Raw genomic sequence first — 25,584 nt, forward strand, 5'->3', positions numbered from 1 at the left:
ACTATCCCAACGAGAATACAACCACCCTACGGGGTGGTTTTTATGTATAAAGGTTTTTAATATATAGTTTGTCCTAACAAATTAATAATAATTTGATTTTTAATTAACCTCTTAGTTTCCAACTAAAACACTAATACATACTAAAGACCCCTTTGCTACACGAGAGAGCAAGGGGGCCAGTCAGCAAGTGATCATACAGAGAGGTATTATAAACAACACTGCTCTTTAATAATGTAAGTCTGGGACATGACTTACATTAAATGTATATCCTTTCTTCTCAATTTTCAAACATAATTAAATTTCTAATTAACTTAAATTTCCAAGAATATGCATGAATTGGAGAGGGGTATTAAAAAATTTGAAAAATAAGTGAAAAGTAGTATAATGAAATCACTAACAACTCCTATCTAATAGTAAATTTGTTACTTGTTATGCGTCGCTTTTCTTTTACAAGATTGAGTGACGCATTTTTAGGTGCCATCTAAATATTTAATAATAGCTATGGTAGTATTGATTATATATATATGTTACTATATAATTATGTCTTACATGTTTTGCTTCTTTGTACATGTAAAGTGAGCATACTATCGATATATAAAGAGGAGTGTCTTCTAAGGCAGTCCTCTTTTTATTATTAAACACTTGGACACGTTTTGGACACGTTTTATTAAACAATGTTGATATATCAATGTTTATAGAGTATAATTTTCCCGGCCAGCGGTATCAGCTTACAAACTTCATAAAAGTTTTAAGAGTAAAACTATTGAGATAATCAATGGTTTTACTCTTTTTTTGGTTCTTCATCTTTTATGGTGGGAAGGTAAAACTCTCTGCCTTCTTGATACACCAAAAGTACAATTGTCTTTAGAATTTATTGTGCCTAAATCGAAAGCATTAATAATAAAATAAAATAGATTAAGTGGCTTTAATGTGGATATAGAAGCTTTAATATAAAAAAACGTTTGACGTTGGTATTAGTTGATTTAGAAATAAGAATGAAAAGACAACCAGACTCATAAATCGTAAGGTTGTCTATGTGATATTATTCGAAGAATTACAATCAATATTAATTTTTTAAATAATCCTGCCACTACAAAAGGAGAGGGACAAATAATAAGAGGACAAATCTGCACCCTTAAAATATTAATTAAGTTGCTAAAGATGAAATGATTTTTTCTTTGTCTGACCAATATAAAATTGAAAGATTTTCATGTTCTGCAGCTTGGCGAGCTTTATCATTAACAGGGTGATCTATATCATTAGCTATAACAAGCATTCTTGGTAATAAATTATTTCTAAAAGGTCTATTTGTTTTTACATCTCTATACATATAAACATCATTTGTCACTTTATTAAAGTCTAAGTTGTTAGCAAAATTAATAAGTTTTTCTGGTTTAGATTTTGTCCCTGGCAAAATGTAATCGATAGAATACTTTATACCTGATTCACCAGCTACTGAGACTTCAGCAGTTCCTCCGATCTCTTCTTCATACAAGAAGTTAAATACATCTTCATAGTATAGAGAGGAAACATTGTTTCTAGATGTTATAGTAAGGTCATAAATTTTTAGTATACCTTGTATTAAATTATGTTTAGACTGAGCAAAACCTTCATTTTTAACATGAGCAATAATTTCGCCTTTTTTTAAAGTTAAATTAAATTGATTTAATATGCTTTGGATTATTCTATTTCTAGCTTTGGTGTTTGTGTTTATATTAGACATCTCTAGTTCGTTGAAAGTTAAACCATCATCTGATAATATGATTGAGTCATCAGGTAAGAAATCAACATATATTCTTATATAATCGTTTATATGATTTCTGAACGGAGTGGTAATTTCTACAGAACTATCTAACTCACTATATTTATAGCTTTGTTTTAACCAGTTAAAATACTCATTCATCTTTTGTTCGGTAGTTTCCATTATTTTTCACTCCATTTCCTTTAATTCCTATTCCATCTTTCAACCTCCTTCATATAATTTTTTAAATCTGATGAAAAGATAGGGAACCTGAATGGTTTTATTAATTTCTTAATCCTGCTTTTTCTATTTGCTCATTTATCCAATCTTTATAAGATTCTACATATAAATTAAGCTTTGCATACATATTACAAATACAAATAACGCAAGGGTAATGAATAACCCTATATGCACTTTGTATTTTTGTATACCATGTTCTTTTGACTTTTTATTACCATTGTTTTTGGCTAAATCTTTTTTACTATCCATGATGTCACTTCCTTTGATGTTAGATATTAAATTAATTATACAAAATTAGTATACAAATGAGAAGTTGCTTTGTAACCAATTGTTACTTATGTTTCATTCTGCGTATTGTTGCTTTGAATGTTTTGTAATAGAATAAAGGCATTACTTAGTGAACGGAGGATATACAAGTAGCTTATGGCAAAGTCAGAATTAAATATTAAAGTATTTTTAAGCAACATCCTAAATGCGGTAGGAGCAGGTGTTGTTGTAGCATTATTGCCTAATGCATTATTGGGTGAAATTCTTAAAGTTTTTAAAGAGGGCAATCAGTATTTAGAATTAATCTTTCAAATTGTAATTGCTATACAGTCATTTATGGCTTTTATTATTGGTGTACTTGCAGCACATCAATTTAAATTCAGCGGACCTTCAGCTGCAATGATCGGTACTGCCGCAATGATTGGTTCAGGTGCATTGCAGTTTACACCTAAAGGTTTAGCATTAAAAGGAATCGGCGACATTATTAATGTGATTATTGTTGTAATTATTGCATGTCTATTAATTTTGTTATTAAGTGGTCGCTTAGGTTCTCTTGAAATGATTATTTTGCCTGTTGTGATACCAGTAGTTGCTGGTTTTATCGGTTTGACGACATTACCGTATGTCTCAGGTATTACAAAAGCATTAGGCGCTGTGATTCATTCATTTACAGAGCTGAATCCATTACTCATGAGTATCTTAATTGCAATGGCATATTCACTGTTAATGGTTACACCGATTTCAGTAGTGGCTATCGCAACTGCGATTTCATTAACAGGATTAGGCAGCGGTGCAGCTAACTTAGGTATCGTTGCTGCATGTGTAACCTTTATTTGGGGCTCGCTGAGAGTCAATAAAGCAGGGGTTAACATAGTGTTGATAATCGGTGCAGCGAAAATGATGATTCCTGTATATTTCAAGCATCTTATCATTGCAGTACCTTTAGCATTAAACGGTATTGTAGCGGGATTAGTCGCTTACTTTATCAATGTACAAGGTACACCGATGTCAGCCGGCTTCGGTTATACTGGTCTGGTCGGACCGATCAATGCCTTTAACCGAATGGAAGGGGATGCTTTTACCAATATTATTCTCCTTGTCTTCGGCTACTTTATCATTCCGTTTGTTGCAGGATTTATTATCCATCAAGTCTGCAAGCGCATTTTGCCCGGCTATCATGACGATATTTATAAATTTGAAATACCGAAACAGTAATCTTTCAGAGTCTTGTTCCATTCATTTGGGGCAAGGCTTTTTCATTTTTAGTAAATGAAAACGTTTACTCTACTTAATTATCAGAAAATTTAAAAATAAGTATTGCATATATATACATATAAACGTATAATAATTCCATGAGTTAAGGAGGACACCACTATGATACAAAAGAAAGCAACGAATATAATTAAGGTTATCATTTGTACCGTATTATTATGCGGATTGATTTTCCCATTCTTCTCAGCAAAAGCGGGTGCTGAAGAACAAGATCAAACATGGGAAAAAATTAAGAAAAGAGGAGAATTAAGAGTCGGGTTATCTGCAGATTATGCCCCATTAGAATTCGAAACAACTAAAAGCGGAAAACGTGAATTTGCGGGTATTGATATCGAACTAGCGAAGAAAATCGCTAAAGACAATCATTTGAAATTAAAGATTGAAAACATGTCATTCGACAGTTTATTAGGGGCTTTGAAAACAGGAAAAATCGATATGATTATTTCTGGTATGACACCTACACCTGAACGTAAAAAAGAAGTCGACTTTTCTGATTCATACTTAAAATCAGGACAATCAATGGTCGTGAAAAAAACAGATTTAGATAAATATAAATCTTTAAGAGACTTTGATAATAAAAGAATCGGAGCTCAAAAACAAACTACACAAGAACAATTAGCCAAAACAGAAATCAGTAATGCAGATGTACATGCTATGACACGTTTGCCTGAAACGATTCTTTCTTTAAAAAGCGGAAAAGTAGACGGTATTATTATTGAAAAACCAGTCGCAGAAGCATATTTACAACAAAATCCTGAATTAGGATTTGCGAATGTGAAGTTCCATGAACCAGACAAAGACACTTGTATTGCATTGCCTAAAAATTCACCGGTCTTTTTAGCACAATTGAATAAATCAATTAAAGATATGAAAGATCAAGGCTTGATGGAACAATACAAGGAAAAAGCAGCACAATCTATGGAAGAGGACGGCAACTTTTTCACAAAATACAGCTCATTCTTCATTACCGGTATTAAAAACACAATTCTAATCTCAATTGTCGGTGTAGTCTTAGGTGCTTTATTCGGTGCATTGTTCGCATTGATGAAATTAAGTTCTATAAAACCATTAAAATGGTTAGCTTCAGTCTATATCGAATTTATCAGAGGTACACCGTTATTAGTACAAGTATTCTTAGTATTCTTTGGTACAACAGCGGTACTCGGTTGGGATATTTCAGCATTGATTTGCGGTATGATAGCGATGGTTATCAACTGTGCAGCTTATATCGCAGAAATCATCAGAGCTGGTATTAACGCAGTAGATAAAGGACAAACTGAAGCAGCCAGAAGTTTAGGCTTAAGCTATGGTCAGACAATGAAAAACATTATCTTGCCGCAAGCAGTCAAAAACATTCTGCCGGCTTTAGGTAATGAGTTTGTGACAGTGATTAAAGAATCTTCAATTGTATCTGTAATCGGTGTCAGCGAAATTATGTTTAACGCGCAAGTTGTGCAAGGTGCATCCTTCGATCCATTTACACCATTGCTTGTCGCAGCAATTTTATACTTCATCTTAACATTCACATTATCTAGAGTGATGAACATCTTGGAAGGGAGAATGAAAGTCAGTGATTAATATTAAACATTTAAAGAAGAACTTCGGTGAAAACGAGGTATTAAAAGATATTGAACTAGAAGTTAAAGCAGGCGAAGTGGTTGCGATTATCGGTCCTTCCGGCGGAGGCAAAAGTACATTATTACGTTGTATTAATTTATTAGAAAAACCAGACGGCGGTCAAATCATTTTTGAAGGTACAAACATTCTTGATAAAGGTGTTCATGTAAATGAATTAAGACAGAAAATGGGAATGGTATTTCAAAATATCAACCTGTTTCCGCATAAAACTGTGTTAGAGAATATTATGTTAGCACCTAAATTGCTTAAACATACAGATTCACAAGAGTTGAAACAAGAAGCACAAGAGCTTTTAAGCAAGGTAGGTCTTGCGGAAAAAGGAGACAGTTATCCTTCACAATTATCAGGCGGACAAAAACAAAGGGTTGCCATTGCGCGTGCATTAGCAATGCATCCAGATGTACTGTTGTTTGATGAACCGACTTCAGCACTGGATCCGGAAGTAGTAGACGATGTATTGCAAGTTATGAAAGACTTGGCAAAAGAAGGTATGACCATGGTTGTGGTTACACATGAAATGAACTTTGCGAAGGACGTCAGCGATAAAGTCGTGTTTATGGCAGACGGTGTAGTAGCAGAAGCTGGTGCACCTTCGCAAATTTTCGGCAATCCGCAACATGAAAGAACACAGCAATTTTTGAAACGTGCATTGTAATTAAGTAAGGGGATGGCAGTAATGATTGAAGTTGGAATAGTAGGCGGAAGCGGATATGGGGCAATTGAATTAATCAGATTACTTCAACATCATCCTGCCGTCCACATCAAATATGTATTTTCACATTCAAAACAAAATGAACCGATAAAAGACACTTTTTCTAATCTGTATCATAAAGATATTATGTTTACTGAGTTAGATATTGATGAAGTGGAATGCGATGCGATATTTTTTGCGACACCGTCAAACGTGTGCAAAAAGTTTGTGCCTGATTTGTTAAACAAAGGTATTAAAGTAATAGATTTATCCGGTGATTTCCGTTTGCAAGATCCAGAGATATACCGTCAATATTATGGAGAATATCCATTAGCACAAAAATGGCTGAAACAAGCAGTATATGGTTTAGCTGAACAGCAGGATAATTATCAAGATGTGCAATTAATTGCTAATCCCGGATGTTTTCCAACAGCTTCATTATTAGCGTTATCACCACTTATCAAAGCAGGTGTTATTGATAAGAAACAGATTATTATCGATGCGAAAACAGGCGTTTCAGGGGCAGGGAGAACTATTAAACAGCAGACACACTTTCCAGAGCTGAATGAAAACTTTCAAGCTTATGCGATAGGCAAACACAAGCATACGCCAGAGATAAATCAATTTTTAATCCAGCTTGCAGGTCATGAGGTTAAAGTCAGATTTACACCGCATCTTGTACCGATGACAAGAGGTATATTAGCAACATGTTATGTATCGTTTAAACGCCCTGTGACTGAAGAAGCAATCAGAAAACTATATCAAAATGAATATGACAGCCAACCTTTTATCAGAATCAGATCAAGTAATAATTTTCCAGCAACTAAAGAAGTCTCAGGCAGCAACTTTTGCGATATCGGACTTTATGTTGATGAAACCAGTCAGACAGGTATTATCATCAGTGTCATTGATAATCTCGTAAAGGGTGCCAGCGGACAAGCAATACAAAATATGAATCGGTTATTCGGATTGAATGAACAAACAGGATTAAATCAAACACCCGTATATCAATAAAAGAAGGTGACAACTATGAATACAACACAACACGCATATAAAGTGATTGAAGCTGGAGATGCGGCATCTCCAAAAGGTTTTAGTTCAGGCGGCATGCATGCAGGATTAAAAAAGAAGAAACGTGATTTCGGCTGGATTGTCAGCGAGGTGCCTGCCAACGCAGCAGGTGTCTATACAGTCAATCCATTTAAAGCAGCACCATTGAAAGTAACAGAACAGACAGTCAAAATACATCAGACATTACGTGCCATTGTAGTGAATTCTGGAGTAGCAAATTCATGTACAGGTCCAAAAGGCTATCGTGATGCATTAGCCATGCGCAGTAAAGCCGCTCAAGAACTAGAAGTACCTGTGAATGAAGTAGCCATTGCTTCTACAGGTGTCATCGGAACGTTGTTGCCGATGGATGCAATTTATTACGGGTGTTCAAAAATAAAGGAAGCGGCTTATCAAAATAGTCAATACTTTAACGAGGCCATATTAACAACAGATACAACTGCAAAACACATAGCTGTTGAAGTAGAAATTGATCATCAAATTGTCACGATTGGCGGTACAGCCAAAGGTTCAGGTATGATTCATCCTAATATGGCTACTATGTTAGGGTTTATGACTACAGATGCGGTCATTGACAGCAAACATTTGCAGAGACTGTTAAAGGAAGTTGTGGATGACACATTCAATATGATTACCGTGGATGGCGATACGAGTACTAATGATATGGTGCTGGTACTCGCTAACGGAAAAGTATCAACAAATCCCTTAACACCAGAGCATCCAGCTTGGAATCAATTTAAAGCAGCATTTTTGAAAGTTGCAAAACATTTAGCAATCGCTATCGCGAAAGATGGAGAGGGTGCAACTAAACTCGTTAAAGTAAAAGTAAACGGTGCACCGACTAAAACGATTGCGGGTCAAACCGCTAAAGGTATTATCTCATCAAATCTGGTGAAAACAGCTTTATTCGGTGAAGATCCTAATGTCGGACGCTTATCTTCAGCAATCGGAAACTTCTATCCGAATGTACGTCCTAATGAAGTCAATATTTGGTTATGCGGTACATTAGTCGTTAATAATGGATTGCCTGCAGACTTTAATGAATCTGATTTAAAAGCACAAATGGGCAATTCTATAATAGACATTACTGCCACTATCGGCAAAGGCAAATATGAACAAGAAGCATTCGGCTGCGACTTATCTTATGATTATGTACGTATCAATGCATCTTATAGAACGTGAGGTCATCTTATGAAATACATCGTATTTAAAATCGGAGGCAGTATCATCGAGAAAATGTCTTTATCTGTTTTTGAAGAAATTGCGGAGAGTAAAAAGAATGGCTACTTTCCCATTATTATTCACGGCGGTGGTCCGATGATTAATAAAGCATTAAAAGAACAAGGCATAGCATCAGAATTTGAAAACGGCATACGCAAAACGGATTTAGCTACACTCAAAATATTAGTGAATACGTTATTGTGCAAAGTCAATGTGGATTTAGTGGAACAAGCCAATACCTTATCCCAGCAGTTCATCGGGATTAACGGTGCTTACTTCCCATTGTTTAAATGCCATCCCTTCAACAAAGCACTAGGATATGTGGCTGTGCCTGACTCAGTTAATACTGAAGCATTAAAACAGTTATGCAGCGCTTATATACCGATTATGGCATCTGTCGGGCGTTATCATAATCAATTTTATAATGTAAATGCGGATACACTTGCTTATAAAGTTGCTTCTGCTTTAAAAGCGCCTTTAGTCATATTAAGCGACATTCCGGGTGTGTTGGATAATGGGAAAGTGATACCAACCATTCAACAAGAGAATCTGGATATATTAATTCAATCTAATATTGTATGCGGCGGTATGATTCCTAAACTTAAAGATGCTTCTGAAGCATTGGATGAAGGGTGCCCGAAAGTTATGATTGTACCAGGATACGAACCGCATATTATCGCAGACTATTTTAAAGGTCACTCCATCGTAACAACCATTCAAAAATAAATTTGATTAAAAGCTGGTGCATCTGCATCGGCTTTTAATTTTGAAGAATTTCTTCATTTTCACTGTACAATTTGTGTTAAAATACAGAATGGACCATTAATATGGAGGCATTATGGTGGATAATAAACAATTAAAGAAAGAAATAATAGATTTTGCGCATCAAATCGGTATCGACAGTATCGGTTTTACGACTGCAGATCCCTTTGATGAGCTGAAACAAAAGTTAGTAGACTATCATGTTAAAGGTTATGCATCTGGTTTTGAAGAACCTAATATTGAATTAAGAGTCAACCCTAAGTTATCAATGCCGACAGCAAGATCTATTATAGCGATAGCAGTGGGTTATCCGAATAAATTAAAAGGCGCACCGAAAAGTGTACGCGGCGACCGCAGAGGTATGTTCGCAAGAGCTTCATGGGGCCAAGATTATCATACAATTATGCGTAAACGTTTAGATCAGCTCGGTGCATTCATTAAGGAAAAAGTGCCTGATGTAGAAATGTTATCGATGGTAGATACAGGCGTATTGTCAGATCGTGCAGTCGCAGAACGTGCTGGACTTGGTTTTACAGGCAGAAACGGCTTCGTTATCAATCCAGATTTAGGCACATGGACATATTTAGGCGAAATGCTGGTCAGTATTCCGTTTGAACCTGATGATCCGCTGCTGGACAGCTGCGGTGATTGTACAATATGTGTAGATAGATGTCCTACAGGCGCTTTAGTAGGAGACGGTCAATTAAACAGCCAAAAATGTATTTCATTTTTAACACAAACTAAAGGCTATCTCCCAGACGAATACCGTTATAAAATCGGCAACCGTCTTTATGGCTGTGATACATGCCAGCAAGTTTGTCCAAAAAACAGAGGTATTAATACTGAACACGATGATATTGTATTAGAACCAGAAATACTTAAACCGAGATTGATTCCATTGCTTCAGATGAGCAATAAAGAGTTTAAAAATACTTATGGTCATTTAGCTGGAGCTTGGAGAGGCAAGAAGCCGATTCAACGCAATGCCATTGTCGCACTTGCACACTTTAATGAGACATCAGCGATTCCAGAGCTGAAAGAAGTAGCACTTAATGACCCGAGACCTATGATCAGAGGGACAGCGTACTGGGCTATCGGTCAAATTGCAGGCGAAGACGAACGCACCTTTATCGAAACTAACTTTGATGACGAAGAAAAAGAAGTTCAAGAAGAAATGTTAAAAGGATTAGAAAAGAGGAATTAACTTATCATGACGAACCATGTCGTTTTATACCAACCCCAAATACCAGCCAATACCGGCAATATTGCGAGAACATGTGCAGGAACAGATACGCATTTGCATCTGATTAAGCCTTTAGGTTTCAGCACAGATGATAAAATGCTGAAGCGGGCAGGATTAGATTACTGGGTACATGTCAATATTACGTATTATGACAGTATCGAAGCATTTTTCGAACAAACAAATGGACACTATTACTTAATTACTAAGTTCGGTCAAACAACCTTTACAGACTTTGACTATTCAGATTCAGATGAAGATCATTACTTTGTATTTGGGCGAGAAACGACTGGATTGCCGGACTGGGTGAAAGAAAAATATGCGGACACAGCTTTAAGAATACCGATGAACGACCATATCCGTTCTTTAAACTTATCCAACACGGCTGCAATTTTAGTATATGAAGCGCTAAGACAGCAAAATTATCCGAATTTGCATTAGTAAATTTTTAGATTGAGTGAAAAATCGATACACAAAAGGTATAATAGAGTTGAATTCACTGTATACAAATGCGTTTATTGCTATGATAGAGAGGGTAAATAATCTAGCAAATAACGCTATATACGAACTGAGAATAATTAGAGGAGTGTACATTATGGCAATGAACTTTAAGGTTTTTCCAACTGCAGATAAAGCAGCACGTTATTCTGCGGATATTATCAGAAAGACATTTAATAATAATCCAACAACAATCATGGGTGTGCATCTAGCAGATGACAATGCACCTGTTTTAGAAGACTTAAAACAAAATGTGTTGAGAAATCCAGTGGATTTCAGTCAAATCAACATTCTAGATTATGATGAAAACAAATCATACTACGAAACATTAGGTGTGCCCAGCACACAAGTTTACAGCTTATCATACAATGATGGTGTCGTAGACTTTATCGAAGAAAATATCAAATCAAAAGAAAATAAAGCAAAATTCACATTGCAAGTTTTAACAATCAACGATAAAGGCAGCTTAGATATTGCAGTGAAATCCGGAGTAATGCCTGCACGTGAAGTGATTTTAGTCGTGACTGGACCGGAAAAAGCGGAATTAGTGAAAAAATTATACGAAGAAAATGGTAACTCAAGCTATGTGCCATCTGACTTAAAAGCACACCGTATGGTCAATGTAATTTTAGATGAAGCAGCAGCTGAAGGCTTGCCAGAAGATGTACGTCATTATTTCACTGAGCGTTTTTCTTAAGGAAATCAAATAAAGCAGAAGTATCCGAGTTATGTTGAAGGATTTCGATATAACTCGGATTTTTGTTTGTATTCTTAAATCAATTCATTTATTATTTTTATGAGCGAGTAATATCAGAAAGGAACATTACCATGCAAAACTTACATAAACATTGGAAATTATTAATGATCATTACGTTCATTGTCAGTTTGCTGTCTATAAAAGGGTTTCCAATTGCACTAGGCGCATTATATCTGCCAGTACTTTTCAGAGTAGTAAAACTGCAAATGAATCTGTCAGAAGGGTTAGTCAGTCAAAGAGATCCGCAGTTATTTATCAAAAGCAACCAAAAGGGTGTTATTATCAGTGTCATCTGCTGTATAGCGATAACTTTTATTTTGTTTAAACCGCTAGGTGAGTTCTATGCGAGTTTAATGGGCTTTTTAGGCACTTTAATCACACTGAGTCCAATTCTATTAGTTATCAGTATTATCCTTTATATCCTTACAGCTGTTGCAGTAATACAAGCAGTTAAACACTACTTTGCGGGAAAACAATAAATTAAATACGTATATTCAATCGAGCTTAGTCTTGACTAGGCTCTTTTTTGTTACATAATACATTATCAGAGAAGTTGGAAACATTAATGAAAGCGTTAACTATATAGCGATTTAATTTAAAAAGGGTTAATGCTATACTTGTGATAAATACCATTCAAAAAGGGGAGACAAGTCAAATGTCAGTAAGAATTGAGCATGATACTTTTGGAGAAATCGAAGTACCTGGAGATAAGTTCTGGGGTGCACAAACTGAAAGAAGTAAACGTAATTTCCCAGTCGGTAAAGAACGTATGCCGATTGAAGTTGTGTATGGCTTTGCACAATTAAAACGTGCAGCAGCATTAGCAAACTTTGAACTAGGCAAATTAAGCGAAGATAAAAAAGATGCAATTGTCTTTGCATGCGATCGTGTGATTAAAGGGGAATTGGATGAACATTTCCCATTAGTAGTATGGCAAACAGGAAGCGGTACGCAAAGCAACATGAACGTCAACGAAGTTGTCAGCTATGTGGCGAATGATTACTTGAAAAAACACGGCAGCGAAGATACAGTACATCCAAATGACGATGTTAACAAATCACAAAGTTCAAACGATACATTCCCAACAGCAATGCATGTCGCTTTATACCATGAAATCGAATCAAACTTGGAACCTGCGTTGAAACAATTACGCGATACATTTGAAAAGAAAGAAAAAGACTTCCATGACATTATTAAAATCGGCCGTACACACTTACAAGATGCTACACCGATTCGTTTAGGACAAGAAATCAGCGGATGGCGCTATATGCTCGATAAATGCGAACAATTATTAGGGGAATCAAAAGCGCATTTATTAAATTTGGCAATCGGCGGTACTGCAGTTGGTACAGGTATCAACGCGCATCCTAAATTCGGCGATATGGTAGCAGCAAACATTAAAGAAAATACAGGCTATCCATTCGTATCATCAGAAAATAAATTCCATGCGTTGACAGCACATGATGAAGTGGTTCAATTGCACGGTTCATTAAAAGCTTTAGCAGCTGACTTGATGAAAATTGCGAACGATATCCGTTGGTTAGCTTCAGGTCCGCGTGCAGGTTTAGCTGAAATCAGCATTCCTGAAAACGAACCAGGTTCTTCAATCATGCCTGGTAAAGTGAACCCGACACAATGTGAAATGTTGACGATGGTGTCAGTTCAAGTTATGGGTAACGATACAGTTGTAGGTATTGCGGCATCACAAGGAAACTTTGAATTAAACGTCTTCAAACCAGTGATTATGGACAATACATTACAATCTATTTACCTATTAGCAGACGGTATGAGAACATTTGATGAAAACTGTGCACAAGGCATTGAACCGATTGAAGAAAACATCGATCAATATTTAAATCGTTCATTGATGCTTGTGACTGCATTGAACCCGCATATCGGTTACGAAAAAGCAGCTTCAATTGCGAAAAATGCACATAAACAAGGCATTACTTTAAAACAATCAGCAATTGATTCAGGTTATCTGACTGAAGAGCAATTTGATGAATGGATTAAACCTGAAAACATGGTAGAACCAAAAGAATAAAATAGATAATCAAGAAATAAAAGGAGAGGGCGCAATGCCTTCTCCTTTTATTTGTCATCCAATGAAACAGAAATCAATTGTTTTGTCAGCGGATGTGTAAATTCAATTTTATGACTATGCAAGCGCAATTTTCTCAGTTTAGAATCGCCGTATAAAGGGTCTCCAAGAACTGGATGGCCGATGGCAGCTAAATGTACACGGATTTGATGTGTGCGTCCTGTATCCAGCTTAATATCTAGTTCACATTCGTTTTCTTTAAGCATACGTGCATCTAAAATGTGCGTAACAGCATGTTGTCCTGTTGGCGAAACTCTTCTGCGGTTCGGATGAAATTTGTCTTTACCGATAGGCTGGTCGATCGTTTGCGGTTTTAATGGCAGTTGGCTTTTAACTACTGCTTTATAAATACGTGCAATCTGATTGTCTTCCAACATACGGTCAAGCAGCTTTTTCATCAATGGGTTTTTCGCCACAATCAACAAGCCGACAGTTTCTTGGTCTAAACGATGAATCGGTTCGACATAATCACTGTCAATCGTGTAAATGACGTGGTTCATCAGTGTGTTGCTTTCTTTTAAATCATTCGGATGCGTTTTTACGCCTTTAGGCTTCTTGATAATCGCAATATCCTCATCTTCATAATAAACATCCGCATAACGGTAACTCGGCAAATAGTTGCTGACTTCGTCAGGCGTAGGCACAAAGACTTGATCGCCTTGTGCAGCTTTATCTGTTAATTTAGCTTCCTTGCCATTAATCGTAATGGCTTTTGACATATTTAATTGATGCAGTTCTTTTTTAGGTAATTTCACATCTTGAAAAATTTCACGCAATGTATAGCCATTGTATTGTTCAGGTACTTTAAATTCCATAATGTCCTCCTCGATTATTACTTAATATGATAACATATTCTGTTAGTAATGCGTCGAGACTTGAAGTAGAATGCTATCGTTAAGATAGCTGAATCGGTATAATATAGATAAATTGACATTGAGAGGTGACGCTTTTTGGTTAAACCGACACGCCTTGCTTTACTAAAGGAAATCGCTGAATATCTGAATGAAGAAACAGAAATCTATACAATGATGCATGGTGCTTTACGGCTATTAGTGGAAGGCAGTGCTTTTACTACCGGCTGGATTTTCTTTATCAATGAAGACGGGCAGCAAGAAATGGCAGCGGACTATCATTTGCCGCCTTCTTTGTTGAAAAATGAATGCCAAGGAATGAATGAAGGCACTTGCTGGTGCGTACAAGCTTACCATAGCGAAAAACTGATGAAGGCTTCAAATATTATCCATTGTTCCAGAATCAGTGCAGCCAATCAAGCGTATCTTGACGAATCAGAAGGGATTACACATCATGCGACAGTCCCGCTGCGTTCAGGCAGTGAACGTTTCGGGTTGTTAAACGTAGCTTCGCCTTATACCGAGAAATACTCAGAAGAAGATTTAGAGTTGCTCGAATCAGTAGCATTTCAAATCGGTTCGACTATTAAGAGAATCGAACTGACGAATAAAGAGAAAGAAGCAGCACGTTTAAATGAACGCAACCGCTTGGCACGTGATTTGCATGATTCAGTCAATCAAATGCTGTTCTCTTTGAAATTAACGGCACATGCGGCTTATGGTATGACTAAGGAGCCTGTAGCAAAGAAAGCCTTTGAAACGATTGAAACAACCAGCCAGCAAGCAGTCAATGAAATGCGCGCATTGATATGGCAATTAAAACCGATTGGCTTAGAACACGGTTTAGTCAGTGCATTAAAACAATACTGCAAACTGATCGGTATTCAGCCGGATATTGAAGTAGAAGGTTTGATCGATTTATCCAGCACGGTGGAAGAACATATTTATCGCATCTTGCAAGAGACCATGAATAATGTTAAAAAACATTCACAAACCAGCCAAGCTTATATCTTGCTGCACCAAAAAGATAAAGAATTTGAAGTAGTTATTTCAGATCATGGTGTGGGTTTCAATCCAGAATGGGTCAACCAGACTTCTCATGGTATTCATAATATGCGTCAGCGTATCAAACAAATACAGGGAAGTATTGATATTAATTCTAAGTTAAATCAAGGAACGACAATTCGTTTGAATGTTCCTTTAACGTCGGCAAAGAAGGAGATAAATCATGAACCAAGTAGTTTTGATAGATGATCATTACATTGTTCGGCAAGGCATTGAATTTTTAATTTCAACAATTGATGATTTAACAGTTCAAGGGTCATTTGCGAATGGAAAAGAATTTATCGACAGCTTGCAAAATACAGATACCTATCCAGATATTGTTCTGCTCGATTTGGTTATGCCGGAAATGAACGGCATTGAAGTAACCGAAATGTTAAAAGCACATTATCCGGATATCAAGATTCTAGTACTGACAAGCTATGCGGATGACGAACATGTCATTTCAGCGCTCAATAAAGGTGCTGACGGTTATGAAATGAAAGATGTAGAACCAGAGGTCTTGATTGATTCCATACATAAGGTACTGCAAGGTGAAAGAATCATTCACCCAGAGGTTCAAAAAGTAATGGATGATGTAGCTAGAAAACCTCATCATATTAACAAACTGTCAAATAGAGAAAAAGACGTACTAAAAGAAATGGCAAAAGGCAAAACCAACCGAGAAATAGCAGAAGCCTTATTTGTGTCTGAGAAAACAATCAAAACACATGTGAGCCATATTTTTTCTAAATTACAAGTCACAGATAGAACCCAAGCAGCAATTTATGCGATGGAAAACAAATTAATTTAATTTATTAAAAACGTGCAGAAAAGGCGAAATCAAAACCTTTTTCCGCACGTTTTCTTTGTCATGTAAAAATATAAGTAAGATATATATTTGCTATTTCTGAAAAATCTGACTATAATATATATAACTAAATAAAAGGTGGATGGAGCCAATGAAAAGCAAAAACTTAACAATGAATATTGTCATTGCTTTAATTGCAGGGATAATCATTGGATCGATTTGCGATATTTATGCGCAAACAAGTTTAGTTAAAGGGGTAGACCAGTATTTCTTTAATACCGTCGGTCAAATTTTCTTGAACTTGATCTTTATGCTCGTTGTTCCAGTGGTCTTTGTTTCAATTGTGCTTGGCGTTGTCGGTGTAGGGGATCCGAAATTACTCGGAGGCATCGGCTTGAAGACTTTGATTTTCTTTTTATGTACTACGGCAATAGCGATTACTATTGCAATTGTACTGGCATTGATTGTTAAACCAGGTGCAGGACATTCTGATTTAATGAAAAGTGCAGATGTATCATCGTATCAAAAGACATTAGATAAACAAAACGAAGGTGCAGATGCACCTGCAAAACAAACATTTGATCAAACATTGATTAATCTGTTTCCGAAAAATCCAGTTGAAGCCATGACACAAGGCAACATGCTGCAAGTCATTACGTTTTCAATATTTATCGGAATCGGAATTATGATTTTGGGAGAAAAAGCACTCATTGTTCGGCAGTTCTTTGAACAATTCAATGAGGTGCTGATGTATATAATCTCTATGATTATGCGTGTATTTGCGCCGATTGGAACATTTTGCTTAGTCGCACATGCTTTTACAGGTGCAGGCTTAGGCGCAATCCGTCAGCTGGGATTGTACTTTATCGTTGTACTTGCTGCGTTGATTTTACACTTCTTTTTAATCTACGGCGGTACTATCAAATTCATAGCTAAAGATAGTCCTATTAAATTCTTCAAAGGATTTATTCCGGCTATTACAATCGGTTTCGGCGGTTCAAGTTCTAATGCAGCTTTGCCGGTTTCGATGGAATGTACGAAGAAAATGGGAGTCAGACCAGCGATTGCTTCATTTGTGCAGCCGTTGGGAGCAACCATCAACATGGATGGTACAGCGATTATGCAAGGGGTAGCAACTGTATTCATCGCACAGATATCTGGGGCTGACTTGACCATTATTCAAATCTTGACAGTAATTACGATTGCAGTCATCGTAAGTATCGGAACTGCAGGTGTGCCAGGTGTAGGCTTAATCATGTTAGCTATGGTGTTAACAGCAGTAGACTTAAATCCAGCCGCAATCGGTATCATCATCGGTATCGACAGATTGCTTGATATGACGCGTACCGCTGTCAATATTACAGGTGATGCAGCATGTGCCTTTATGATTTCAAAGCAAGAAGATAGAAAAGAATTAAAGCGTGTATAGTTTTTATTTTGGATTGGGATGAGACAGATGCATCTCAATCTTTTTTTTGACTAAAATACACTTTATACAACTGAAATAAATATTTCTACTTTAAGGTAATATTAACTTAAAAAGCAAAAATGACTTGAAAAATCGCAAAATTTCGCCATAATAGAGTAAGAGCTAAAAATCCTAATCAAAATGACCGAGATACTCTATTTCATAGGGATACCGGTGAAAATATAAGCGGAAAAGTGTTTGATTATTTTGATAATTTCGGCTTTAACAAAATACGTTATAAATACGATTTCGGTCTTTTAATTTTTGTTATTTTGTATTAAGATGTAATTTGTGTTTCAAGAAATGTGTATAATTGCAATTTCTTGCGTACGGAAGAATCACATAATAGAAAGGTAGAGTAATGATGGATAGACAAAGTTTTACAGATTTAATTCAAACGAAGTTCAAAATGGTGAGAATAGAAGCAGGCTATACTCAAGATACAATGGCTCAAACGATAGGCTTATCGAAAAAAACCCTTGTTCAAATTGAGAAAGAGCGCGTCTTACCTAACTGGACAACATGTGTTTCAATTTGTGCTTTATTCAGAGACTCAGATGTCTTAAACAGCACATTCGGATGTGATCCATTAGAAATCGTTCAAACGATTTCCAGAAATCATTGTGCATATCCTAAACATTCAACAACAAGCGATATTTATTGGAATACATTGGATGCTAAAAACGGATTTATTTTACAAAGCAACAAAGTCAGTGAAATCTACCGCGTATTAAATAAGGATAAACAACCTATTTTTGGAACTTCTAAATTAAGAGAAGCCGAAACATACTTCGGAAGAATCTCTAAAGATGAATTAGTGCATGCTTAATTCATAACCGATAAAGAGTGATAACAGAATCTTTTGCAGAGATTGATACACTTTTTAACGATTTGAATCATGATACTTAAAAAGATTGGTGGCTATGGTCATCAATCTTTTTTTATTTGGCGAAACCTCTCAATTGTGAATGGATTCCAATCTATTGTAGTATTATTAATACGAGTGTCAGTAAAAGGAGATAAAATTATGCACGAATTTTTAGTCATATTATTTATGATTGCTATCGGTGCAATTATAGGCGGGGTCACGAATATCATCGCTATCAAAATGTTATTCCACCCGCAAAAAGCCTATCATATAGGCAAGTGGAGAATTCCTTTCACGCCAGGTTTAGTACCTAAGCGCAGAGAAGAAATCGCAAATAAAATCGGACGTGTGATTGAAGAACATCTGATCACAGAAGATTTAATTAAAGAAAAAATCAGTTCAACGAGTGCTAGAACAGCAATAGAAAGCTTTATAGGGCAGCAAATGCATAAGTTGAGCAACGACAAGGCAACATTGCAGAATTTTGCACAGTCTTTAGATATTGACTTAGAACAAGCAGCACAAACTAAAGTACAGCGTATGATTGACGAAAAGTTAACCCAATATTATCAAGAAAATGGCCAACAAGAAATTCACCAATTACTGCCTGAATCATTAGAACAAGAAATTGATGAAAAAGTTGAAGCCTTAACACCGTTATTATGCGACCGTGCTCGTATTTATTTATCTTCTTCAAAAGGGGAAGAAGATATATACAATATGCTCGATACGTTTTTTGCAGAAAAAGGCAAAATTGTCGGCTTACTTCAAATGTTCATGACGAAAGAAAGCATTGCTGAACGTATCCAAATGGAATTAATCCGTTTAACCAATCATCCGAAAGCGCGTAAAATAGCAGCACAGCTGATTCGAAACGAATATCAGACTTTAAAAGAAAAGCCGCTTGATCATGTGTTGTCGCCTGCACAATTCAATAACATTAAAGATAAAGCAACACCGATTATCATGGCTTATATCGATATTCCGACTAAAGTTAATCAACCGTTAAAAGAACTTGCACCTGGACTTGTGGCTTATGCAGAGCAGCATGCAGCTGGCTATATGACAGATTTAATTGTCAATAAAGCAGCTGAGCATATCTCATCCATTATGAAGCAAGTGAATCTCAGCGGTATTGTTGAAGAACAAATCAATTCATTCGATTTGGATTATATTGAACGTTTAATCATTGATATTGCCAACAAAGAATTGAATCTGATTATGCTGCTTGGTTTCATTCTTGGCGGTATTATCGGCTGTTTCCAAGGAATTATCGCTTTATTTGTTTAAAACAGCAATGTCTGGGAATGTATTAAAGGGCAGTTAATAGCAGTGATGATTAAATGTTTCGACAGTGTTAAACATTTATGTTATGTTTATTGACGACGTAGTAAAATAACTAATAGGAGTGAATTTGAAATGGCAGTAGATTTACAAGAACAAGCACACAAATTAGAAGAGGCTTTAAGAGAAAGCAAAGAATATCAAGCAATTAAAGATGCTTATGATAAAGTTAAAGCCAACGAAGAATCTAAAAAGTTATTCGATGAGTTCCGTGAAACACAATTGAAATTCCAACAAATGCAAATGCAAGGTGAACAAATCGAAGAAGATGACTTGAAAAAAGCTCAAGAGCAAGCACAAGCAATTGAAAAAGACGAAAACATTGCTGAGCTTATGTCTGCTGAACAACAAATGAGCCAAGTATTCCAAGAAATCAACCAAATCATCGTAAAACCTTTAGATGAAGTTTACGCTGAAGACGAAAAATAAGGTTTAAATTTCTCACTGTCGGAGTAGTATCCGACAGTTTTTTTATGTCTTTTTGAACCTAAGTTCTTTAGACCGTTAACGCGTAGTATGGTAAAATAAGATGATACTTTGGTTGCGAAAACATTGAATTTTACATAAGTAATTTAAAATATGGATGATATATTGAAAAGGAGCTTACCAATATGGTGAAATTTATTCATTGTGCAGATTTACACTTGGATAGTCCGTTTAAAACGCATAGTCATTTGAGTGAAAACATCTATGAAGATGTTAAAAGAAGTACATACGAAAGTTTTAAATCTATTGTCAACTTTGCATTGCAAGAAGAAGTGGACTTTATTGTAATTGCCGGAGATGTGTTCGATCATCGAAATCGTACATTGAAAGCAGAAGTATTTTTAAAAGAACAATTTGAACGCTTAAAGAAAGAACAGATATTTGTTTATATGTGTCACGGCAATCATGATCCGCTTTCTGATAATGTTACAACAGATTGGCCGGAGAATGTTTCGGTATTCGATAAAAATGTTGAAACATATCAAACCATCACAAAAGGCGGAGAAAAGATTTATCTTCATGGTTTCAGTTATCAAGATGAAGCAAGCTATGAAAATAAATTAGATGAGTATCCTTCCAGTCAAGGCGAGAAAGGCCTGCATATCGGTGTATTACACGGTACTTACAGCAAATCCTCAACAAAACACCGTTATACTGAGTTTCGTTTAGAAGATTTGAATTCTAAGTTGTATCATTACTGGGCATTAGGTCATATTCATGAGCGTCAGCAGCTTAATGATATGCCGCCGACTTTTTATCCCGGCAATACGCAAGGCCGTCATTTCAATGAAATGGGCGACAAAGGTTTCTTGTTAGTTGAAGGAGATGAGTTCAAATTAAATGTCGAATTCAAACCTTCGCATTATATTCGCTTTGATGAAGTGAAAATCGAAACAGAAGCAACGACAAAACAAGAGATTTACGACGTTATTCAAAAATTCAAAGATCAAGTGCGTAAGCAAGGTAAAGCTTTCTATAGAGTTTACCTTGAAATCGACAGCGATGAACCTGTCCCTGCACAGGATTTGCAGCAAGTTGATGAGATGCTGAAAGAATATGAAGAGAATGAAAAGAACTTTGTGTTTATTGAATCATTGATTGTATCTTATAAAGATGACGATGCAAGACCATTAGAACAAGAATTCTCTCAAGAGTTAAAAGCGGATGAAGCCGTTTTCGATCAAGCAATGAATGAATTGTATCTCAATCCTAAGGCTTCGAGATTCTTGGATAATTATGATGACTTCGATAAGACAGAATTGATTAACCGCGCTGAGGCATTGCTTAAATCGGATTTGAGAGGTGATAGATCATGAAGATTCTTGCATTAGACATTTATGGATACGGTAAATTTGTTGAAAGAAAGATTAAATTCAACAAAACATTAACACAGATTTTCGGTGAAAACGAAGCGGGTAAATCTACGATTCAAGCCTTTATCCACTCTATTTTGTTCGGTTTCCCTACAAAACGCGAAAACGAACCGCGCTTTGAACCGAGATTAGGCAATCAATACGGCGGTAAATTATATCTTCAATTAGATGACGGCCAAAAGATTGAAGTTGAGCGTGTGAAAGGTGCAGCACAAGGTGATGTGAAAGTCTTTCTTGAAAACGGCGGTATCCGTGATGAAGAGTGGCTTAGAAATAAATTAAATTATATCGATAAAAATACGTACAAAGGTATTTATTCCTTCGACGTTTTAGGTCTGCAAAATATTCATCGCAATATGGATGAAAAGCAGCTGCAAGAATATTTGCTGCAAGCAGGGGCATTAGGCTCTACACAATTTACAACAATGCGCGAACAGTTGGAAACACAAAAAGCAGAGTTGTATAAACGCTCAGGCAAGAATCCAATCATTAATCAGCAGTTAGAACAGCTGAATGACCTTCAAAATCAAATCAGAGCGCATGAAAGCGAACTTGAGTCATATCATAGTCTGATTGATGAACGTGATAAAGCAGAGCGCCGATTAGATCATTTGAAACAAAATTTGATGCAGCTGTCTAAAATGCATGAATCAAAACAAAAAGAAGTAGCATTGCTGGATCAAGCACAAGAATGGAAAGCGTTAGAGCATGAATTGAATATCGAACCGCTTGATTTCCCTGAACAAGGTATCGAGCGTTATGAAGCGTCTAAAGCACGTGAAGACCAGCTTAAAAAAGATATCAGCTTGCGTAAAGAAAAGCTTGAACAATTGCAAAATGAAAATGAACATATTTCTGTACCTAAACAGATTGATATCGAAGCATTAGATAATATTGTGAAACAAGAAGATGAAATTAAACAAAAAGAAACGCAGTTGCATGCGCTAAATAAAGAAATCGAAGATAAAACAAGAGAAATCGAAGGCTTAAAATCTAATATCGGATGGCAAGAAGACCATGAAAATATTGATACGTCTGATAGTGTGAAAAGCTTTGTCAGCAAACAAATTTCTAAGAAGAACGATCAATCATCTTATATTACGCAGCTTGAACGTACGTTAGAAGAACAGCAAATTGAACAAGCGAATAACGATGAAGAAAAAGAAGCGGTTGAAGCGGCGCTTGTTTCTGATGAAGTTTTCGACAAGAAAAAACAATATAATCAGCAATCTATTGAACTTGGCGAAAAGAAAAATCTATATCAAAAAATGAAAGAAGCATTTGATACAGAACAAGAAGAACGTAATCGCAAACAAAAAACAACACGCATCATCTTTATTATATTAGCGCTTATCAGTGCTGGTTTAGCAGCGTTCTCATTTGTGACTCAAGCAATGTTGTTTGCGGTGATATTTGTCATTGCGGCGATCGGCTTTGTGTTTGGCGCTATCTTGTTTAAATCATCAGAAATCGGCCATAGCGAGACATTCTCAAATGAAATTGCACAATTGGAACAGCAAAATGCTGATTTAGAACAAAACTATGACTTAGATTTTGATTTAGATGAACAATATCGCTTAAGAGAACAAAACCACAGTGTGAATAAAGCGATAGATGTATTGCGTTCTAAAATCGAATTGACCGAAGATAAGTTGAAAGAAGCAAAACAAAATTTTGAACACTTCGATAAAAACATTCAAGAAGTCAAATCCGACTTGCATGTCTCTGACAAAATGTCTGATGATTTGATTATTGACGGTGTTAAAACTATTGAACGTATTCAAACATTAAAACAACGTGTTGCAGAATTAACAGACCAGCAAAAAGCATTGAAAGAAGAAGTAGATACATTCTATAACCATGCAGAAGCGGTCACAAAAAATCAATTAACAAGCTTTAATGCCTTAGCATTATTCCATGATACGAAACGATGGTTAAAAGAAGCTGAAGATAATAAAACAAAATGGAAACGTAATGATGAAGACATCCAGTTGTTGACTAAAGAAATCGAACAATTGAATGAACGTTTAAACGAGCATCAACAGTCTATCGAAAGTTTATTTACTTTTGTCAATGTAGGGGATGAAGAAGCATTCTATCGTTATCATAACCGTTATACAACTTATAAAGATAACCACAGCCGATATCAAGATTTAAACAAATACTTGGAAAATCAAAATATGATGTATGACGATGCTTCTGATTTAAGTGCTAAAACAAAAGTACAACTAGAAGATGAAAACAATGTCTTAGCTTCTCAAGTTGATGAATACAATGATAAGTATCTTGCATTGCAAACAGAAGTCAGTGATTTAAATGCGCAAATCAAGCATATGGAAACTGACGACACATTAGCGCAATTACGTCATAAATATTACATGCTAAGAAACCAAATGAATGAAAATGCGAAAGATTGGGCGAGTCTCAGCTACTTGCAAGCACTTGTCGATGCGCATATCAAACAAATCAAAGACAAACGTTTACCGCAAGTGATTGATGAAGCAACCGACATTTTCAGCCGCTTAACGAACGGCAACTATTCACAAGTCACTTATGCCAATGAAGATGTCAGAGTCAAACACCGCAACGGTCAAATGTATCATCCGAATGAAATCAGCCAATCTACGAAAGAATTATTGTATATTGCATTGCGTTTAAGTTTGATCAAAATTTTACAACCTTATTACTCAATGCCGATTATTATTGATGATGCTTTCGTTCATTTTGATAAACATCGTAAAGCAGCTATGATGGAATACCTCAAAGAATTAGCTGCGAAGTACCAAATTTTATACTTTACTTGCGCGAAAGAAAACTATATTCCGTCTAAACAAACGGTAGTCTTAGAAAAATTAGAAGAAGGAGGCAAAAAATGAGAAATGTAGAAAAGCTTCAGCCAGGAGATTCAGTTGATCATTTCTTCTTGATTCACCGTGCAGCACAGGGGGTAACTGCACAAGGTAAAGATTATATGACTTTATACTTGCAAGATAAAAGCGGTGAAATTGAAGCTAAAGTATGGACAGTCACAAAACAAGATATGGAAGTACTTAAACCAGAAACGATTATCAAAGCTAAAGGTGATGTCATTAATTACCGCGGCCGCAAACAAATGAAAGTTAATCACTTTGAACTTGCACAGCCGGCAGACGGTTTATCTGCGAAAGATTTTATTGATGGGGCACCTTTAACACCTGATCAAATTAAAGAACAAATCGATTATTTCTTATTAGATATAGAAAACAGCAACCTGCAGCGATTGACGAGACATTTATTGAAAAAGCACCACGATGCTTTTTATGTATTTCCTGCAGCCAGTTCTTTCCATCATAACTTTGCGAGCGGTTTAAGCTATCATGTATTAACGATGCTGAAAATCGCAAGCGGATTATGCGACATTTATCCAATGCTGAACAGAAGCTTGTTATACAGCGGGGTTATCTTGCATGATATCGGCAAGGTTAAAGAGTTAAGCGGACCTGTCGCAACATCTTATACGGTTGAAGGTAATTTGTTAGGACATATTTCTATTGCCAGCGAAGAAGTTACGAAAGCCGCAGAAGATTTAGGTATTGAAGGCGAAGAAGTGATGTTGCTGAAACATATGATTTTATCGCATCACGGAAAACTGGAATACGGTTCACCGAAGTTGCCGATGCTGAAAGAAGCGGAAATCTTAACTTATATTGATAATATTGATGCAAGAATGAACATGTTTGAAAAAGCATTCAAAAAGACTGGAAAAGGGCAGTTCACTGAACGTCTTTTCGCAATGGAAAACAGACAATTTTATAATCCGCAAAGTTTAGATTAATGCATAATAAAACGCTGAATCCCACGAGG

The 25,584-nt window shown here is 36.1% G+C and carries 23 protein-coding genes; 20 read left to right on the forward strand and 3 right to left on the reverse strand.

All coding sequences use genetic code 11. The annotated features are described in order from the left end of the window. Nucleotides 1-1,147: 1,147 nt before the first annotated feature. Entirely contained in the window at nt 1,148-1,924 is a 777-nt protein-coding gene (locus tag MUA90_RS05830) for a DUF1828 domain-containing protein (RefSeq protein ID WP_262588654.1), read from the reverse strand. 156 nt (nt 1,925-2,080) lie between these two features. Next, nucleotides 2,081-2,230 (reverse strand): hypothetical protein, encoded by a 150-nt coding sequence (locus MUA90_RS05835; RefSeq protein ID WP_262588655.1) that lies wholly within the window; start codon nt 2,228-2,230, stop codon nt 2,081-2,083. Nucleotides 2,231-2,404: 174 nt separating this feature from the next. Here MUA90_RS05835 and MUA90_RS05840 point away from each other — a divergent pair, with 174 nt between their 5' ends. From MUA90_RS05840 to fumC, 11 genes are all read left to right on the forward strand, one after another. Next, complete coding sequence (locus tag MUA90_RS05840; protein ID WP_262588656.1) at nt 2,405-3,463, forward strand: PTS sugar transporter subunit IIC; 1,059 nt, start codon at nt 2,405-2,407, stop codon at nt 3,461-3,463. A gap of 159 nt (nt 3,464-3,622) precedes the next feature. After that, nucleotides 3,623-5,098: an ABC transporter substrate-binding protein/permease gene (locus MUA90_RS05845; protein WP_262588657.1), complete on the forward strand. Its 1,476-nt coding sequence runs from the start codon at nt 3,623-3,625 to the stop codon at nt 5,096-5,098. After that, nucleotides 5,091-5,813, forward strand: a complete 723-nt coding sequence (locus MUA90_RS05850; protein ID WP_262588658.1) for an amino acid ABC transporter ATP-binding protein — start codon at nt 5,091-5,093, stop codon at nt 5,811-5,813. Before MUA90_RS05845 ends, MUA90_RS05850 begins: the two co-directional genes overlap by 8 nt. Nucleotides 5,814-5,834: 21 nt before the next feature. Further along, entirely contained in the window at nt 5,835-6,863 is a 1,029-nt protein-coding gene (gene argC, locus MUA90_RS05855) for an N-acetyl-gamma-glutamyl-phosphate reductase (RefSeq protein ID WP_262588659.1), read from the forward strand. Nucleotides 6,864-6,878: 15 nt separating this feature from the next. Continuing rightward, nucleotides 6,879-8,102, forward strand: coding sequence for a bifunctional glutamate N-acetyltransferase/amino-acid acetyltransferase ArgJ (gene argJ, locus MUA90_RS05860; protein WP_262588660.1), 1,224 nt, complete (start codon nt 6,879-6,881; stop codon nt 8,100-8,102). A 9-nt stretch (nt 8,103-8,111) separates the two neighbouring features. Further along, the gene (gene argB / locus MUA90_RS05865; protein WP_262588661.1) at nt 8,112-8,867 is read left to right on the forward strand and encodes an acetylglutamate kinase; all 756 of its coding nucleotides are present in this window, start codon (nt 8,112-8,114) and stop codon (nt 8,865-8,867) included. A 112-nt stretch (nt 8,868-8,979) separates the two neighbouring features. After that, on the forward strand, nt 8,980-10,107 hold the full coding sequence (queG, locus tag MUA90_RS05870) for a tRNA epoxyqueuosine(34) reductase QueG (RefSeq protein ID WP_262588662.1): 1,128 nt from the start codon (nt 8,980-8,982) through the stop codon (nt 10,105-10,107). Between the two features lie 6 nt (nt 10,108-10,113). After that, complete coding sequence (trmL, locus tag MUA90_RS05875) at nt 10,114-10,584, forward strand: tRNA (uridine(34)/cytosine(34)/5-carboxymethylaminomethyluridine(34)-2'-O)-methyltransferase TrmL (protein ID WP_114603064.1); 471 nt, start codon at nt 10,114-10,116, stop codon at nt 10,582-10,584. 154 nt (nt 10,585-10,738) lie between these two features. Next, entirely contained in the window at nt 10,739-11,338 is a 600-nt protein-coding gene (locus MUA90_RS05880; RefSeq protein WP_262588663.1) for a 6-phosphogluconolactonase, read from the forward strand. 131 nt (nt 11,339-11,469) lie between these two features. Next, nucleotides 11,470-11,877 (forward strand): hypothetical protein, encoded by a 408-nt coding sequence (locus tag MUA90_RS05885; protein WP_262588664.1) that lies wholly within the window; start codon nt 11,470-11,472, stop codon nt 11,875-11,877. A 176-nt stretch (nt 11,878-12,053) separates the two neighbouring features. Beyond that, complete coding sequence (gene fumC, locus MUA90_RS05890; protein ID WP_262588665.1) at nt 12,054-13,442, forward strand: class II fumarate hydratase; 1,389 nt, start codon at nt 12,054-12,056, stop codon at nt 13,440-13,442. A 47-nt stretch (nt 13,443-13,489) separates the two neighbouring features. Here fumC and MUA90_RS05895 read toward each other — a convergent pair whose 3' ends face one another. Further along, on the reverse strand, nt 13,490-14,314 hold the full coding sequence (locus tag MUA90_RS05895; protein WP_262588666.1) for an RluA family pseudouridine synthase: 825 nt from the start codon (nt 14,312-14,314) through the stop codon (nt 13,490-13,492). A gap of 135 nt (nt 14,315-14,449) precedes the next feature. Here MUA90_RS05895 and MUA90_RS05900 point away from each other — a divergent pair, with 135 nt between their 5' ends. The 9 genes from MUA90_RS05900 (at nt 14,450) to yhaM (ending at nt 25,555) form a co-directional block, all read left to right on the forward strand. Continuing rightward, nucleotides 14,450-15,604 (forward strand): GAF domain-containing sensor histidine kinase, encoded by a 1,155-nt coding sequence (locus tag MUA90_RS05900; RefSeq protein ID WP_262588667.1) that lies wholly within the window; start codon nt 14,450-14,452, stop codon nt 15,602-15,604. Beyond that, a complete protein-coding gene (locus tag MUA90_RS05905) occupies nt 15,579-16,205 on the forward strand; it encodes a response regulator (protein ID WP_262588668.1) in 627 nt (208 codons plus the stop codon). The genes MUA90_RS05900 and MUA90_RS05905 overlap by 26 nt, the downstream gene beginning before the upstream one ends. Nucleotides 16,206-16,353: 148 nt before the next feature. Next, the gene (locus tag MUA90_RS05910; RefSeq protein ID WP_262588669.1) at nt 16,354-17,631 is read left to right on the forward strand and encodes a dicarboxylate/amino acid:cation symporter; all 1,278 of its coding nucleotides are present in this window, start codon (nt 16,354-16,356) and stop codon (nt 17,629-17,631) included. Between the two features lie 403 nt (nt 17,632-18,034). Beyond that, nucleotides 18,035-18,499, forward strand: a complete 465-nt coding sequence (locus tag MUA90_RS05915; RefSeq protein ID WP_105992460.1) for an XRE family transcriptional regulator XdrA — start codon at nt 18,035-18,037, stop codon at nt 18,497-18,499. Nucleotides 18,500-18,697: 198 nt separating this feature from the next. After that, entirely contained in the window at nt 18,698-19,828 is a 1,131-nt protein-coding gene (locus MUA90_RS05920; RefSeq protein WP_262588670.1) for a DUF445 domain-containing protein, read from the forward strand. 129 nt (nt 19,829-19,957) lie between these two features. Further along, nucleotides 19,958-20,311 carry a YlbF/YmcA family competence regulator gene (locus MUA90_RS05925; RefSeq protein WP_114603073.1) on the forward strand — a complete coding sequence of 118 codons (354 nt, stop codon included), beginning with the start codon at nt 19,958-19,960 and terminating at the stop codon, nt 20,309-20,311. Between the two features lie 182 nt (nt 20,312-20,493). Further along, a complete protein-coding gene (locus MUA90_RS05930; protein WP_262588671.1) occupies nt 20,494-21,684 on the forward strand; it encodes a metallophosphoesterase family protein in 1,191 nt (396 codons plus the stop codon). Then, nucleotides 21,681-24,617: an AAA family ATPase gene (locus tag MUA90_RS05935; RefSeq protein WP_262588672.1), complete on the forward strand. Its 2,937-nt coding sequence runs from the start codon at nt 21,681-21,683 to the stop codon at nt 24,615-24,617. Before MUA90_RS05930 ends, MUA90_RS05935 begins: the two co-directional genes overlap by 4 nt. After that, a complete protein-coding gene (gene yhaM / locus MUA90_RS05940) occupies nt 24,614-25,555 on the forward strand; it encodes a 3'-5' exoribonuclease YhaM (RefSeq protein WP_105992465.1) in 942 nt (313 codons plus the stop codon). Before MUA90_RS05935 ends, yhaM begins: the two co-directional genes overlap by 4 nt. Nucleotides 25,556-25,584 lie beyond the last annotated feature (29 nt).

The organism is Staphylococcus sp. IVB6181 (assembly GCF_025561445.1).
GTDB classification, from domain to species: Bacteria; Bacillota; Bacilli; order Staphylococcales; family Staphylococcaceae; genus Staphylococcus; species Staphylococcus simulans_B.